Raw genomic sequence first — 15132 nt, 5'->3', positions numbered from 1 at the left:
GTCACTCGCTCGCATCGCTCACCCCGCACGGTCGTAAAACACCATGCTGACGTGCCGCGCCTCGGCGAAGAACAGCCAGCGCTCGACGGCGACGCCGAGCGCCGCGCTGAGGACCGCCAGCAGCGCGGCCGACTGCGTCTGAATTGGGGGACCGGCCGCGACGACGCCGAGCAGCGCCAGGGGCGCGAGAAAGAGCGCAACATGCACGACGACGCGCAATTTGCGGGCATGCGCGCGCGCGATCGCGTAGCCCATCTCGCGCATGACGAAATTCGCTTCGGTGTGGGGCGCTTCGAGCAGCCGCACCGGACCCAACCGGCCCAAACCCGTGACCGCGCCCAGATGGATATGCGCCGACGCGGCGTCGATATGGCGCCAGTAGCCCCATTTGATCGCCCAAGCGACGCCAAGCAGAATGACGGCCAGTACGGTGAAATCCGGCCTGTAGACGCCAAACGTCTGGGTCAGCGACACCAGCAGCAGCGAACCGCTGTAAACGCCCAGCGCAAGATAGCCGGGCAGGACGAAGCCGTTGCGCCACTGCCGGATCGGTTTGAGGCTGGCGTAGATCATCGCGGTGCATGACACCGTCAGCAGGGCGAGAAGCGCGCACGCCCCCGCCATCCAGGCGAAAAAGCCGCCGACGTCGTTGAAGAAAACCCAGCCGATCCCGAAAAGACCGAGCGGCGCAAAAGTCGCGACCGCCGCGACGCCCTCGCGAGCGAGCCAGGACGAGCGCCACTGGCTGAAGGCGCCGAGCGCCCTCTCCGGCCGGCCGAGATGGAGCGCCGAACTCGACAGCCCCGCGGCGATCAGCGCCGCCGCCGCCCCGAGCGTGGCGAGCCCAAGCCCGCTCGTTGGGGGCAATACGCCGCCGATCGCCAACAGCGAAACGAGGACGAGCAGGCCATAGCCCGCCCCTGAAGCGGTGGTGAAGACGATGATCGAATAGGCTGGATCCATGCGCGGCGCCTTGTCAGCGCGAAAGCGCGCGGTCGACCCAGCGCAGGAAGCCGCCGACATGGTCGCGCGCCGCGCCCGGGGCGCCGGATTGAGACTCCTCGTGGGGCGCGCTTCGGCGCGGTCGCGAAGGCAGGTATTTGCTGGTCGGCCGGTAGCCCAACTCGGGGGCCAGATCAAAGCCGCCGCGCTCGCGCACGAGACGTGAGACGTTCGACTCAGGGTCGTTGAAATCGCCGAAATGGCGCGCCGTGGTCGGGCAGCTCAAGACGCAAACGGGCGCGCGATCCGCCGGAGCGAGATTGTCGTTGTAGAGTCTATCGACGCAAAGCGTGCATTTCTTCATCACGCCTTGGTCCTCGTCGAACTCGCGCGCTCCGTACGGGCAAGCCCACGCGCACAGCTTGCAGCCGATGCAGCGATCCAAGTCGACCAGAACGATTCCGTCGGCGGCGCGCTTGTAGGAAGCGCCGGTGGGACAGACGGTGACGCACTGCGGATTCTCGCAATGCAGACAGGCCTTGGGAAAATGGACGGTTCGCGCGTCCTCTCGGCGTCCGCCGACTTCGTAGGTGAAGACGCGGTTGAACCACACGCCGCGCTGCTCCGCCTCGTAGGTGTTGACGTCGGTCAGCGGTCCCCAGCGCCCGCCCGTATTCCATTCCTTGCAGCTCGTCGCGCAAGCGTGACAGCCGACACAGGCGTCCAGATCGACGACGAGGCCGAGGCGGATAGCTGCAGGCGCTGCGGGAAGATCGGTCATGACGAATCGCCTCCCTCCGCTTCACCGAACGCGACGGGCGAACGCGAAGCCGCGTCGTTTGACCGCCGGCGCCGGTTCGAGTCCCGGCGGTCGCGACAACGTGGCGAACTGCGGCTGCGTCGTTTCGTCGCCGTGCTCGCATTTCTCGATCCGCACGCGCAGATCGAACCACGCCGCCTGACCTGTGATCGGATCGGAATTCGACAGTCGACGACCGTCCGCCAGACGAGGCAGGTGTTCGCTGATCAAGTGATTGAGCAGAAATCCCTTGCGCGCTTCCGGCGCGTCGGGCGCGAGCGTCCAGGCGCCGGATCGTTTGCCGACTGCGTTCCAGGTCCAGACGGTGTCGGAATTGACGCCGTCCATGGTCTTGATCTGGACCTTGATCGCGCCATTGTGGCTGAACGCGCGCACCCAGTCGCCGTCGGCGAGGCCGAGCATGCGCGCAGTGATCGTGGCGACATAGAGCCTGTTGCGGCCCAGAATCTGCCGTAGCCAGGCGTTCTGCGATCCCCACGAATGGTACATGATCATTGGGCGCTGGGTCAGCGCGTGAAGCGGATAGGCCGAGCGGTCGACCCTCTCCTCCTCCAACGGCGCGTACCAGATCGGAAGCGGATCGAACGCGGCTTTGACCCGCTGGCGCAGATCGTCGGGCGGCTGGATCGGCCCGTGCCCCTCCGCCGCCAGGCGAAACTCTTGCAGCGGCTCGCTGTAAAGCTGAATGATGATGGGCGCCGGGGAGCGCACGAAGCCCATTTCGGCGGCGAATTCGAGATAGCGCTGGTTGGCGAACTTGTAGAACTGCTGATCTGGCGCGAGTTCATGACGCCAGAAGCATTGGTTGGCGACATAGGCTTCGAGCTGTTTTGGATTGACCGCGCCACGCCCGTAGGTCTCTCCGATTTCGCCGCGCCAGCCGGCGAGCGGCCCGACGCCAGGCGCGCGCTGATGATTGACCATGTAGTCGGGATAGCCGCCTGGGTATTTCGCCGACCCGTCTTCTTTGGTCATGCCGCGGAGGCCGAGGCGGGTGCCGAGGTCGAGCAGCACCGTCTGAAAGGCGCGAACGTCGCGGTCAGGCGGGACGATCGGCTGGCGAATGGCGTCCGCCGGCCCGTCGGCCGAGCCGATCGCCCGGTCCAGCATCGAGATGCAATCCCAGCGCTCGAGATAGGTCGTGTCGGGCAGCACCAGATCGGCGTAGGCGACCGTCTCGGAAAAGTAGGCGTCCGAATAGATGAAATGCGGAATCTTGTAGCGACCGTCGGCGTCCTTGTCAGCGAGCATGTCGATGACGCGCGCGGTGTTCATCGACGAATTCCACGCCACGTTCGCCATGTACAAGAATAGCGTATCGATCGGATAGGGGTCGCCCCGCCACGCGTTGGCGATGACCATGTGCATCATGCCGTGAATGGCGAGCGGCGCCTCCCAGGAGAAGGCCTTGTCGATACGGATCGGCGTTCCGTCCGGCTCGAGCAGCAGATCCTCCGGCCCCATGGGAAAGCCGAGCGGCGCGCCGCCAAGCGGCGTGTTGGGCGACACGGTCTTGCCGGCCGGTTTCTGCGCCGGCGGAATCGCTTGCGGAAACGGCGCCTTGAAGCGAAATCCGCCGGGACAGTCGATTGCGCCGAGCAGCGCCTGCAACAGATGGATGGCGCGGCACGTGTGAAAGCCGTTGCTATGGGCGGAGACGCCGCGCATCGCGTGCATCGCGACGGGGCGGCCGACGATCTTGTCGTGTTTGCGCCCGGCCCAGTCGATCCATTCGACGTCGAGTTCGATGGTCTGCTCGAAAGCGGCCTCAGCGAGTTCGGCGGCGATGCGCCGGATGTGATCGGCGCTGACCCCGCAAGTCGCCTCAACCGCCTCCGGGCTGTAGCGCGCATCCATGTAGCGCGCCGCCACGAGCTGGAAGACCGGAACCGCCTTGCGCCCGTCGGCCAGCGGGAATTCGCCGACCACCGCGGGCGCGATGTCCACGCTTCCCGCTTTCACCAAGGCCTTGTCGCGTGCGTCCCAGGCGAGCGGCTCACCGTCCGCATCGCGTGCGAATAACCCGTGATCGGCCGCCCCCGGCGATTGAATGACGAGCCAGTGGGCGTTGGCGTAGCGGACGAGAAAGTCGAGATCGACCTTGTCGGCGCGCAACAGCTCGTGAATCAGCGCCAGAACGAACAGTCCATCGGTTCCCGGACGAATGCCGATCCACTCGTCAGCGATCGCGGAATAGCCAGTGCGGATCGGATTGACCGAGACGATCTTGGCGCCGCGCGCCTTGAGCTTGGCCAAGCCCGCCTTGATCGGGTTGGCGTCATGGTCTTCCGCGACGCCGAAGAGCATGAAGTAGCGAGCGCGGTCCCAATCGGGTTCGCCGAACTCCCAGAACGAGCCACCGATCGTGTAGAGTCCGGCGGCGGCCATGTTGACCGAGCAGAAACCGCCGTGGGCGGCGAAATTCGGCGTCCCGAATTCAGAGGCCCACCAGCCGGTCAGCGACTGGCTCTGATCGCGTCCGGTGAAGAACGCTAGTTTCTTGGGATCGCTGCGGCGAATGGCCGATAGCCATTCCGTCGCGATCGCCAGGGCCTCGTCCCATTCGATCTCGACGAACTCGGATTTGCCGCGCTCGCCAACGCGCTTCAGCGGTTTGCGAAGACGCGCAGGAGAGTAGTGCTGCATGACGCCGGCGGCGCCCTTGCCGCACAGCGCGCCCTTGTTCACCGGGTGATTGCGATTGCCCTCGATATGGCGAACCTGCCCATCGCGCAGATGGACTTTGATGCCACACCGGCACGCGCACATGTAACAGGTGGTGAATTTGACGACGTCGGAAACCGTCGGCGACAGATCGACATCCGGTTCCTTGCGCATCTTGTTCGCACCCCGGACGATCGTCTTTGGCGAAGCTGGAGCGCCGCCATTGGCGGCCGCCCGGCGAACGACCGCGACAGGCGGTTGCGCTTGGACGTCATCCCAAGCCCGAGCACCACCGACCGTAATCAAGTTGAATGACGCAGAACGCTTTCGCATGCGGAGCGCGAGCTGCTGCGCCGCTGTCAGTCGCAGTTGAAGAGGAGACGGAGGCTATCGCCCGGCTCGCAAATCTTGAGGAACGGATCACGACATGAGTCTATAAATACAATCGATTTTGTCAATTCATTAAGTTGTCGCGTTCGCAGCGTCTGCGCCTCCCCTACTGCGCCTACGCCACGCGCGACCCAACGGCGGCCTGAATGACCCGCGCGCAGGTTTATGCGCGACTGGGCCAGCAATCCCACAACAATTGCACCGAACGGGACGTCGGCGGCGCCCGCGCGATGGGCCGCGCGGCCTGGCAGGCTCGCTAATTTCGCGTACCAGCGATGCACAAATAATAAATTGACAAAAACGATGGTTTAAATAGTCTATGGCCTTAGCGCCGCCCAACGACACGGCGCTCGAGAACAAGGAATCCTGCAATGACCTCGTCCGCAAAGCCGGCTGACCGCCTTCCGATCTCTTCAGCAGCAGTGGCGTGGGCAATGTGCGGGCGTCGTTCGATTCTCGGTTTGGCGCTGGCGTCGACGTTCGCTTTCGCTGGCTTAGCGGTCGCACCCGCGTCTCCCGCCGCGGCCGAGTCGGTGCGCGTCGGCATCGTCGGCGGAGAAGATGAAGACGTGTGGAAAGTCGTCGCGGAACAGGCGGCCAAGAGCGGCCTGACGATCAAAACGGTCGTCTTCAACGACTACACGCAGCCCAACGAAGCGCTCGAGCGCGGCGACGTCGAGGCCAACGCGTTTCAGCACAAGCCGTATCTCGACAATCAGATCAAGACGCGCGGCTATCACATCGTGCCGGTCGGCTTCACCGCGGTCTGGCCGATCGGCCTCTATTCGCACAGGCACCATTCAGTGGCCGAATTGCCGAAGGGCGCGATCATCGGCGTGCCCAACGATCCCTCGAACGAAGGCCGCGCGCTGATCGTCCTGCAGTCGGTTGGGCTGATCAAACTGCGCGATGGCTCAGGCATCCTCGCCACGACCGCCGACGTCGTCGCCAACCCGAAGGACGTGAAGATCAAGGAACTCGACGCCGGCGTGGTCGGCCGTTCCATCGACGACCTGGACGCCGCCGTGGTCAACACCGACTGGGCGCTCAAGTCAGGCCTCAAGCCAGATACCGATCGCATCGCCCAGGAGCCTCTGGCCGACAACCCCTATCGCAACTTCATCGCGGTCAAGGCCGGCCACGAGAACGATGCCTGGGTCAAGTCGCTGGTCGCCGCCTACCAGAACGACGCGGTGAAAGACGCGCTGGCGAAGACCTATCACGGCACCGGCGTGCCGGCCTGGTGAGGTCCCGTCGGCCTCCTCGCGCACCCGGGCGTCTCCCACCGCCCGGGCCGGCGAGGAGGCCGCCTGAACGGAAGATGCTGGCCATGACGCCGTTCTATCCGTACGTCGTCGATCGTCGCGCCTGGATCGGTGACGAACTGCCCGACAAAGAGGATTGGGTCGTTCGTTTGCCGTTGCCCGCAGTCCACCGACTGATGGAACGCGCCGGCGCGCTTGCCGAATGCCGGCGGCCGATTGACGCCTTCGATCGCAGGCAATTCTTCGACACCGAGTTCGCGGCTGCGCTCGCGGCGCCGTTCGCCGAAGTTCGCGACGGCCGCGGCTTCGCCGTCGTCAGAGGGTTTCCCGTCGATGGCGCGCCGCTCGAGACCTTGAAGCTCGTCTTATGGGAGCTGGGCTCGCGCCTCGCCGGCGAGCATTGGCAGGGCGAACTCGCCAAAGTCGCGACGACCGCGGACGACTCGGCGTCAAGCGCGCGTCACGGCGCCGGCGACGGACCGCTTTGCTTCCATACTAACGCCTGCGACATGGTCGCTTTGATGACGGTGCGCGCCGCGCGGCGCGGCGGCGACACTTCGGTCGCCAGCGGCTTCGCCGTCCACAATCTCTTTCTGCGCGAGCGGCCCGATCTCCTGCCGGCGCTTTATCGCGGCGCGCACAACCATCGGCGCGCCGCGGGAACGCATGGCGAGCCGACGACTACGGCGCGCCGTGTTCCGGTCTTCTCGACCGCCGGGCGAGCTCTCAGCGTCCGTTACGCGCCTCCCTACCTCGCCGACGATCTTGGCGTCGCGGATGACGGCGATTCGAAGCTGGTCGAAGCGATGGACGCGCTCGAACGCTATGGCGAACGGGTGAAGACGACGTTTCGCCTCGAGCCCGGCGAGGTGCTGCTGCTGAACAATCTCACTACTTTGCACGCGCGCTCGCGGTTCGAGGATTGGTCGGAGACCGGCCGCAAGCGGCTACTGCTTCGGCTGACGCTCAACGCCAAGGGCTTCCGACCCATCGATCCTCGACTCTATTCGAGCGCGACGGCCCACGACTCCCCGGCTGTCAGCGGCCTTGCGTTGCTGCGCGAGATCGCCGCATGAACGCGCTGACGGGGACGCTCGACCCGCTGACGATCGACCCGACCGCCGATTCCGACGAGCCGCCCGTCGTTCGGCTGAACGCCGTGACCAAACGGTTCGGCGTGACGGCCGCCCTCGATGGGGTCTCGCTGTCGATCCGGCGCGGCGAGATTCTCGGCCTGATCGGCCGCAGCGGCGCCGGCAAGTCGACGCTCATCCGCTGCCTCAACGGCCTCGAGCGGCCCGACAGCGGCGAAGTAGAGGTGGACGGCCGTTCGATCGTTGGCTTGGGCGAGCGCGAACTGCAGCCGCTGCGTCGCCGCATCGGCATGATCTTCCAACATTTCAATCTGCTGTCGGCCAAGACCGTGGCCGACAACATCGCCCTGCCGCTGAAAATCGAAGGCCAGAAGCGCGCCGCGCGCGTCGCGCGAGTTGCCGAGCTGCTCGATCTCGTCGGACTCGCCGACAAGGGCGGCGCCTATCCCGCGCAGCTCTCCGGCGGACAGAAGCAGCGCGTCGGCATCGCGCGCGCCCTGGCGGCGCGACCGGCGCTGCTGCTTTCGGACGAGGCGACCTCGGCCCTGGATCCCGAGACCACCGACTCGATCCTCAGCCTGTTGAAGGACATCAACCGCGCCCTCGATCTGACCATCCTTCTGATCACCCATGAGATGGGCGCGGTGCGAGCGATCGCCGACCGCGTGGCGGTGCTCGACGATGGGCGGATCGTCGAGCAAGGGCCGGTCTGGCGGGTCTTCGCGACGCCGCGCGCGGCGACGACGCGCAGTCTGTTGCGCGCCTTTCAGCCGAGCCTGCCCGCAGCGCTCGTGGCGCGCCTCGTCCCCGGCCGCGGCAGGCGCACGGTGCTGAAGGTCGTCGTCGTCGGCGACCAGGCGCGCGAGCCGCTGCTGGCGGAGTTGGCGCTCGCCGTCGGCGCGCGGGCGTCGCTGCTGCACGGAGGCGTCGACACGGTGCAGGGCAGAGCGGTCGGCGCGCTCTTCCTCGAGCTCGACGGTCGGAATGAAACAAGTTTTGCGGCGGCGCTCGAGTTCCTGCGCCAACGCGCCAGCGAGGTGGAGGCGCTCGGACATGTCGTCGACGATGATTGAGCTGCTCTGGCAGTCCTTGCTCGAGACGGTCGTCATGACGGTCGCCGCCGGCGGCATTTCGCTGGCGCTCGGGCTTCCGCTCGGGCTGCTGTTGATCGCCACTGACCGGGGCGGCATTTGGCAACAGATTCCGCTCAACCGAGTCGTCGGCGCGGTCGTCAACGCGGGCCGGTCGATCCCCTTCATCATCCTGCTGGTCGCCGTCATTCCGCTGACGCGTCTCATTGTCGGCACGTCGATCGGCGTCGCCGCCGCCATAGTGCCGCTATCGATTGCGGCCATTCCCTATTACGCGCGGATCGCCGAGCTGTCGTTCCGCGAAGTCGATCCCGGACTGATCGAGGCGGCGCGGGCGATGGGCGGCAACCGCTGGACCATCGTCAATGAGGTGCTGATTCCCGAGGCGCTGCCGGGCCTGGCGTCCGGATTCACGGTGACCTTGGTGACGTTGATCGGCGCCTCCGCCATGGCGGGCGCGGTTGGGTCGGGCGGCCTTGGCGATCTGGCGATCCGCTACGGTTATCAGCGCTTCGAGACCGACATCATGATCGTCGTCGTCGTCGTTCTCATTGCGCTGGTGTGCGCGCTGCAATGGGTCGGCGACTGGACGGCGATACGGCTCGACAAGAGCGGCAGATTCCGCGCCGGGCCTTAGCGACAACGCCGCGACGACTTCATCGACCTCTTACGCCGAAGACGACGCCGCTTAACGCCAATACGGACCCCGTCATGACGCTGCCGTTCAACCTCGCCGCCGACGCTTCGGCGCCGCCCCGTTCAGCCAAGAACCCGCTCTCCCTGATCGGCAACACACCGATCGTCGAGATCACCAAACTCGACGGCGGCCTGTGCCAATTGTTTCTCAAGCTCGAAGGCGCCAATCCCGGCGGCTCGATCAAGGATCGGCCTGCGCTGACGATGATCGAGGCGGCCGAGCGGGACGGACGGTTGAAGCCCGGCGGCGTGATCGTCGAAGCGACGGCGGGAAACACCGGACTTGGGCTGGCGCTGGTCTCGGCCGCCAAGGGCTACCGGCTGATCCTCGTCATCCCCGACAAGATGAGCCGCGAGAAGATTTTCCACCTCCGGGCGATGGGCGCCGAGGTGGTCCTCACGCGCTCCGACGTCGGCAAGGGCCACCCCGAATATTACCAGGATAAGGCCGAGCGACTCGCCGCGGCGACGCCAGGCACGATCTTCATCAACCAGTTCGCTAATCCCGCCAATCCGCTTGCGCACCAAACCGGAACCGGACCCGAGATCTTCGCCCAGCTCGAGGGCAAGGTCGATGCGATCGTCTGCGGCGTCGGTTCAGGCGGCACGCTGACTGGCCTCAGCCGCTTCTTCGCCGAGCGTTCGCCCACGACCGAAATCATTCTCGCCGATCCGGCCGGCTCGATCCTCAAGGACGTAGTCGAGAAGCGCCCGCCGGGCGAAGCGGGAAGCTGGCTGGTCGAGGGGATCGGCGAAGATTTCGTTCCTTTGAACGCCGACCTGTCGCGGGTCAGCCGCGCCTATGCCGTGAGCGACGCGGAATCGTTCGCCGCGGCGCGCGAGCTGCTGAAGCGCGAGGGCCTTCTCGTCGGTTCGTCGACCGGAACGATGCTCGCCGCCGCGCTGAAATATGCGGGCGAGCAGACGGCGGCGAAGCGCGTCGTCGTCCTCTCGCCCGACGGCGGCAACAAGTATCTCTCCAAGATGTTCAACGACTATTGGATGGAGGACCAAGGGTTCATCCAACGACCAGCGACCGGCGACCTGCGCGACCTGATCGGCCGCCGCCATGATCTGGGCGCGGCGGTGACGGTCGCGCCCGACGACAAGCTGCAGGTCGCCTACGCTCGGATGAAGCTCTACGACGTCTCGCAATTGCCGGTGCTCGAAGGCGACCGCGTCGTCGGTCTGGTCGACGAATCCGACCTGCTGCTGGCGGTGAGTGAGAATCCGGCCCGCTTCGACGAGCCGGTCGGAGTGGCGATGACGACCAACATCGAAACGATCGCCGTCGACGCGCCGATCCCGGCGTTGCGGCGCATATTCGATAAGGATTTTGTCGCGGTGGTGGTCGACAGCGACCGCTTCCTCGGCCTCATCACCCGCATCGATCTGCTCAATCACCTCAGGCGACGGATAGACTGACGATGACCGGAACGACGACACCCCAGGGCCAAGGCCCCTCGACGCGCGCCATTCACGGCCGCCAGAAACCCGATGCGGCGACCGGCGCCGTCATCACGCCGATCTACGCAACTTCGACCTTCGTCCAGTCTTCGCCCGGCGTGAACACGGGCTGGGAATATTCTCGCTCCGGCAATCCGACCCGCTCGGCGTTCGAGGACGCGCTCGCCGAGATGGAGGGCGGCGCGGCGGGCTTCGCCTTCGCTTCCGGCTTGGCGGCGCAATCGGCGGTGCTCGAACTGCTCGATCACGGCGCCCATGTCGTCGCCTCGAACGACCTCTACGGCGGCAGTTGGCGGCTGTTCCATCGTGTGCGCGCGCGATCGGCGGGACTGAAAGTCACCCACGTCGACGCCGGCGACCGCGCCGCGGTCGAGGCGGCGCTGACGCCGGAGACGCGGCTGATCTGGGTTGAGACGCCGGGCAATCCGCTGCTCAGCATCGTCGACCTTGGCGGAATCGCTGAACTTGCGCGCTCGCGCGGCGTCCTCGCCGTCGCCGACAACACCTTCGCCTCCCCGGTCGTCCAGCGGCCGCTCGAGCACGGCTTCGACATCGTCGTCCATTCGGTGACGAAATACGTCAGCGGCCACTCCGACATCATCGGCGGCGCAGCGGTCGTACGCGACGACGGCGACCTGATCGATCGTCTGCGCTTTCTGCAGAATGCGACTGGCGGCGTGCTCGACCCGTTCTCAAGCTTTCTCGCGCTGCGCGGCCTGCGCACGCTGCCGCTGCGGATGGAGCGGCACGCCGCCAACGCGCTCGCCGTCGCCCGCTTCCTCGAAGCGCATCCGAAGGTCGAGCAGGTTCGTTATCCCGGCCTGCCCAGCCATCCACAGCACAATCTCGCCGCGCGGCAGATGAGCAGCGGCGGCGGCATGGTGTCGTTCTTCATCAAGGGCGAGCCGGCGGCGGCGGTGCGCGCGCTGGAGCGCGTCCGCTATTTCGCGCTCGCCGAGTCGCTCGGCGGCGTCGAGAGCCTGGTCAGCCATCCCTGGACGATGAGCCACGCTTCGATCCCGGAGGCGCAGCGCCGTTCCGCAGGCATCACGCCTCAGCTCGTGCGGCTATCCGTCGGCATCGAGGACGCCGCAGATTTGATCGCCGATCTCGATCAGGCGCTCGACGCGGCTTGAGGCTCGGACACCGGCCGTCGGCGCGTCGGCGTCAGCGCCGCCTTTCCCAGCTACGAGGATCGCCGATGCCCGATCTGCCGCAGGCTGTCTACGCCCGCAACATGCGCCTGGTCGGCCATTCCAATCAGGGCGGCCGCGGCGACGGACTGCAAGTGATGGTCCATCGCGGCTATGCCTATGTCGGTCATCCGTGGTCGGCCGGCTTCACCATCGCCGACGTGCGCGACCCGAAGCGTCCGGGCGAGACCTGGTTTATTCCGGCCCCGCCCAACACCTGGACGATTCACCTGCAGACGCATGGCGATCTTTTGCTGGTCGTCCACGCGCTCGACGTCTTTGCGCGGATGAAGCTCGCAGACGAGAAGGCCTATTACGGTCGTTCGGTCGGCGACGCCCTCGGCGAGGCGCAATCGCGCGACTGGTCGGCGGGCGTCGCGATCTACGACATCGCCCGCCCACAGGCGCCGCGGCAGATCGGCTTCTTTCCGATCGCCGGCGTCGGCGCGCATCGCATTTGGCACGACGGTGGCCGCTACGCCTATGTTTCGGCGCTCCTCGACGGCTTCGCCGACTACATCCTGCTAATCGTCGATATTGCCGATCCGACCCGACCGATCGAGGCCGGCCGCTATTGGCTGCCGGGCCTGAACCGCGCCGCCGGCGAGACGCCGGATTGGCCGAGCGACCACCGCTACGCGCTCCACCATGCGTTGGTCGCCGGCGATACGGCTTACGCCTGCTGGCGCGACGGCGGGCTGACCATCCTCGACGTCGCCGACAAGGCGAAGCCGCGGCTGATCGCCCACCGCAACTGGTCGCCGCCGTTCGGCGGCGGCACACATTCGCCGTTGCCGCTACCCGACCGCAACCTCCTGATCGTCGCCGACGAGGCGGTCGCCGACGCCGAAGGGGACGGACGCAAACACGTCTGGGTGTTCGACATTCGGGAGCCCGCCAATCCGGTGTCGATCGCGACCTTTCCAACCCCGGATGATGCGGACTATGCCGCCAAGGGCGCCCATTTTGGGCCGCACAACCTGCACGAAAATCGGCAAGGGTCATTCGTTTCGTCGAGCGTGATCTTCGCCACGTGGCAAAACGCGGGCGTGCGCGCCTTCGACATCAGCGATTCATACCGGCCGCGGGAGATCGGCGCTTTTGTCCCCGCCGCCCCAACCCGCATGATCGACCGTCGCCCCGACCGTCCGAAAGTGATCCAGAGCGCCGACGTGTTCGTCGACGCCGCGGGGCTGATTTATGCGACCGACTACAACGCTGGGCTCTCGATCATCGAGTTCGCCGGCTGAGCGTCAACGTGACGGCGCCTCCGAGCACATGGTGACCGACCTCAATGAAATCGACACGCGAGACCAGAATACGAGTCTAGAGGTCGGGAGTTCGAACCTCTCCGGGCGCGCCAACCCGCGCCATCGAGACAGCAGAGGACAACTGCGGACGGGAGAGGACTCCAGATGTCAGGGAAGGGTTCCAGTAAGGCCCCTCGACGGCGTCACACTCGCTAGCAGTGACGATCATCGACCCGAGTGCAACGTTCGAACCGGTTGCCGAACGTGACGGCCATTGGTCGACAAGAGACGTCCGGTTTCGGATGCAAGAACGAAGTTTCAGACATTCGCCTCACAAGGTGTGAATAGGCGCAGAAGGCTGATCCCACCAACGTAGTGCCAGTTAGTGGATTGCGACGCCGATCGGCGTTCGGACTCTGGGGCCGAGTAACACCTACTTATCGAACGACACAGCGGAATCCGATGTGTGTGGTGGAAGTATCGAGGGGCTGACTTTGCCGCGCCGAAGGTCGGTAGCGCAGGCAATAATTTGGCGCGCATAGATGCGAACCGCCTTTCACGACCCTGCTTGCAGAATGATCGACGCTCTCCTTTGGCTGGCAACAGGATTGTTTTTCGGCGGCGGGGCGCGGCAGGGCGTAGACGCTCGCGGTCCATTCCCAGACGTTGCCGATCATGTCGTAAAGCCCATAGCCGTTGGCGGGGAACGCACCGACCGGCGAAGTGCCTTCGTAGCCGTCTTCGGCAAGATTCTCCCAGGGAAACCGGCCTTGCCAGGTGTTCGCCATCGCTCGTCCGTCCGGAGCGAATTCTTCCCCCCAGGCGTAGGTCGCGTCCTGGAGTCCGCCGCGCGCGGCGAATTCCCATTCGGCTTCGGTCGGAATCGCCTTGCCGGCCCAGGCGGCGTAAGCCACGACGTCGTCGAAGGCGACATGGACGACCGGGTGGTCCCAGCGGTCGTCGACGTTGCTCTCGGGTCCCTCGGGGTGCAGCCAATTCGCGCCGGGAACGTACGCCCACCAGGCGCGGTAATCGCGCAAGTCGACCGGGCCGTCCGGTTTCATGAACACGAGTGAGCCGGGCGCCAGTAACGAGGGATCGGCGTCCGGATAGACCGCAGGGTCGGGCGCCCGCTCTGATAAAGTCAGGTATCCCGTCGCCAGCACAAATCTGCGAAACTCTGCATTGGTCACCGGGCGCCGGTCGATCCAGAATCCATCGACGGCCGCGGCGCGCGCCGGCCGCTCCTCGCGATAGAACCTGTTCGAACCCATGATGAAATTGCCGCCAGGGATCCAAATCATGGATCCCCGCTCGACGGAGTCCGGCGGGTGCCCTGGCCGAGCCCCGTCGTGGAGAAGACTCGGGTCCTCTCCACGGCTCACGCCGGCCGGAACCTGTAAGCCTGTCGCATCTGTGTTCGGCGCCGACATAGGGACTACGTTTCCGCAAACTTCTTCGGTACGAAGTCGAGCGCTGATCCCGGCGGGATTAGCTCCTCCTTCTTGGCGCTGTTTTCGAAATCCCTAATGATACGTTGCGCGTGCTGCATCACCCACCAGCGAACGTACCTTTGATTGACCGCCTCGCGCTCCTTCGGGTCTTCCTTCAGGTGTGTGATGCGCGCGAATCCGAGCGGCAGTTCCGGGTCGTGGAAATGCTGCTGCCGCTTAAAGTTGATCTTGAAGTCCTTCCATTTGACCGCATGCAATTCGTCTTTCAGCCAGACGATGCACGATTCCCGATTCGACGTTGTCTGTTCGCCAAGGAAGAATGGGCTCTGGTCGACGCCATCAATCAGCCGGTCAGCCGGCGGCTTGCAGCCGGCGAAACTCAACAACGTCGTGAACATGTCGGTGACATGAACCATTTCATTGCTTTCGACGCCGGGCTTGATGTGGTTCGGCCAGCGTATCAAGAGCGGCGTGCGAATTCCGCCTTCTGCCGAGCTGAAATACGACCCATCAAAGAATCCGCCAGTGCCGCGGCCGGCGAGATGATCCTCGGCACCGTTGTCGCCGCACATCACCACCACGGTATTGTCCGCGACGCCGAGCTCGTCGAGCTTGTCGACCAGCACGCCGAAGTCATGGTCCAGCATCAAGAGGCAGTCGCCCCACTCGCCGTTGTCGCTCTTACCGACGAACTCGTCGCGCGGGCTCATCGGGAAATGCATCAGCGAGTGATTGAAATAGCAATAGAACGGCTTGTCCGCCGCAACGCACTTTTCCATGAACTTGAGGGCGCGCTTCTGGTACTC

Annotated in this window: 12 protein-coding genes; 7 read left to right on the top strand and 5 right to left on the bottom strand. The window is 65.4% G+C overall.

What is annotated here, in order from left to right:
- Positions 1-18: 18 nt before the first annotated feature.
- The 3 genes from ABSF49_RS07785 to ABSF49_RS07775 are packed head-to-tail and all read right to left on the bottom strand — an operon-like array spanning position 19 to position 4600.
- Positions 19-963, bottom strand: a complete 945-nt coding sequence (locus ABSF49_RS07785; RefSeq protein WP_424112073.1) for a dimethyl sulfoxide reductase anchor subunit family protein — start codon at positions 961-963, stop codon at positions 19-21.
- A 13-nt stretch (positions 964-976) separates the two neighbouring features.
- Positions 977-1723, bottom strand: coding sequence for a 4Fe-4S dicluster domain-containing protein (locus ABSF49_RS07780; RefSeq protein WP_424112072.1), 747 nt, complete (start codon positions 1721-1723; stop codon positions 977-979).
- Between the two features lie 21 nt (positions 1724-1744).
- On the bottom strand, positions 1745-4600 hold the full coding sequence (locus ABSF49_RS07775; protein WP_424112071.1) for a molybdopterin oxidoreductase family protein: 2856 nt from the start codon (positions 4598-4600) through the stop codon (positions 1745-1747).
- Positions 4601-5250: 650 nt separating this feature from the next.
- Between ABSF49_RS07775 and ABSF49_RS07770 the strand changes: the two genes are divergently transcribed.
- The 7 genes from ABSF49_RS07770 (at position 5251) to ABSF49_RS07740 (ending at position 12872) form a co-directional block, all read left to right on the top strand.
- Positions 5251-6063: a MetQ/NlpA family ABC transporter substrate-binding protein gene (locus ABSF49_RS07770; RefSeq protein WP_424112070.1), complete on the top strand. Its 813-nt coding sequence runs from the start codon at positions 5251-5253 to the stop codon at positions 6061-6063.
- A gap of 74 nt (positions 6064-6137) precedes the next feature.
- Complete coding sequence (locus ABSF49_RS07765; RefSeq protein ID WP_424112069.1) at positions 6138-7157, top strand: TauD/TfdA family dioxygenase; 1020 nt, start codon at positions 6138-6140, stop codon at positions 7155-7157.
- Entirely contained in the window at positions 7154-8248 is a 1095-nt protein-coding gene (locus ABSF49_RS07760) for a methionine ABC transporter ATP-binding protein (protein WP_424112068.1), read from the top strand. Before ABSF49_RS07765 ends, ABSF49_RS07760 begins: the two co-directional genes overlap by 4 nt.
- The gene (locus tag ABSF49_RS07755) at positions 8229-8903 is read left to right on the top strand and encodes a methionine ABC transporter permease (RefSeq protein WP_424112067.1); all 675 of its coding nucleotides are present in this window, start codon (positions 8229-8231) and stop codon (positions 8901-8903) included. The genes ABSF49_RS07760 and ABSF49_RS07755 overlap by 20 nt, the downstream gene beginning before the upstream one ends.
- A gap of 74 nt (positions 8904-8977) precedes the next feature.
- Positions 8978-10387, top strand: a complete 1410-nt coding sequence (locus ABSF49_RS07750; protein ID WP_424112066.1) for a pyridoxal-phosphate dependent enzyme — start codon at positions 8978-8980, stop codon at positions 10385-10387.
- Positions 10388-10389: 2 nt separating this feature from the next.
- Entirely contained in the window at positions 10390-11565 is a 1176-nt protein-coding gene (locus ABSF49_RS07745; RefSeq protein ID WP_424112065.1) for a trans-sulfuration enzyme family protein, read from the top strand.
- A gap of 65 nt (positions 11566-11630) precedes the next feature.
- A complete protein-coding gene (locus tag ABSF49_RS07740) occupies positions 11631-12872 on the top strand; it encodes an LVIVD repeat-containing protein (RefSeq protein WP_424112064.1) in 1242 nt (413 codons plus the stop codon).
- 437 nt (positions 12873-13309) lie between these two features.
- Here the strand turns inward: ABSF49_RS07740 and ABSF49_RS07735 are convergent, their stop codons facing one another.
- Positions 13310-14176: a formylglycine-generating enzyme family protein gene (locus ABSF49_RS07735; RefSeq protein WP_424112063.1), complete on the bottom strand. Its 867-nt coding sequence runs from the start codon at positions 14174-14176 to the stop codon at positions 13310-13312.
- A 134-nt stretch (positions 14177-14310) separates the two neighbouring features.
- Positions 14311-15132, bottom strand: an 822-nt coding sequence (locus tag ABSF49_RS07730) for a sulfatase-like hydrolase/transferase (RefSeq protein ID WP_424112062.1), incomplete at its 5' end; no start/stop codon positions are given.

It is taken from the genome of Roseiarcus sp. (genome assembly GCF_049514155.1).
Taxonomy (GTDB): Bacteria; Pseudomonadota; Alphaproteobacteria; order Rhizobiales; family Beijerinckiaceae; genus Roseiarcus.
This window is presented reverse-complemented; position numbering and strand designations above follow the sequence as displayed.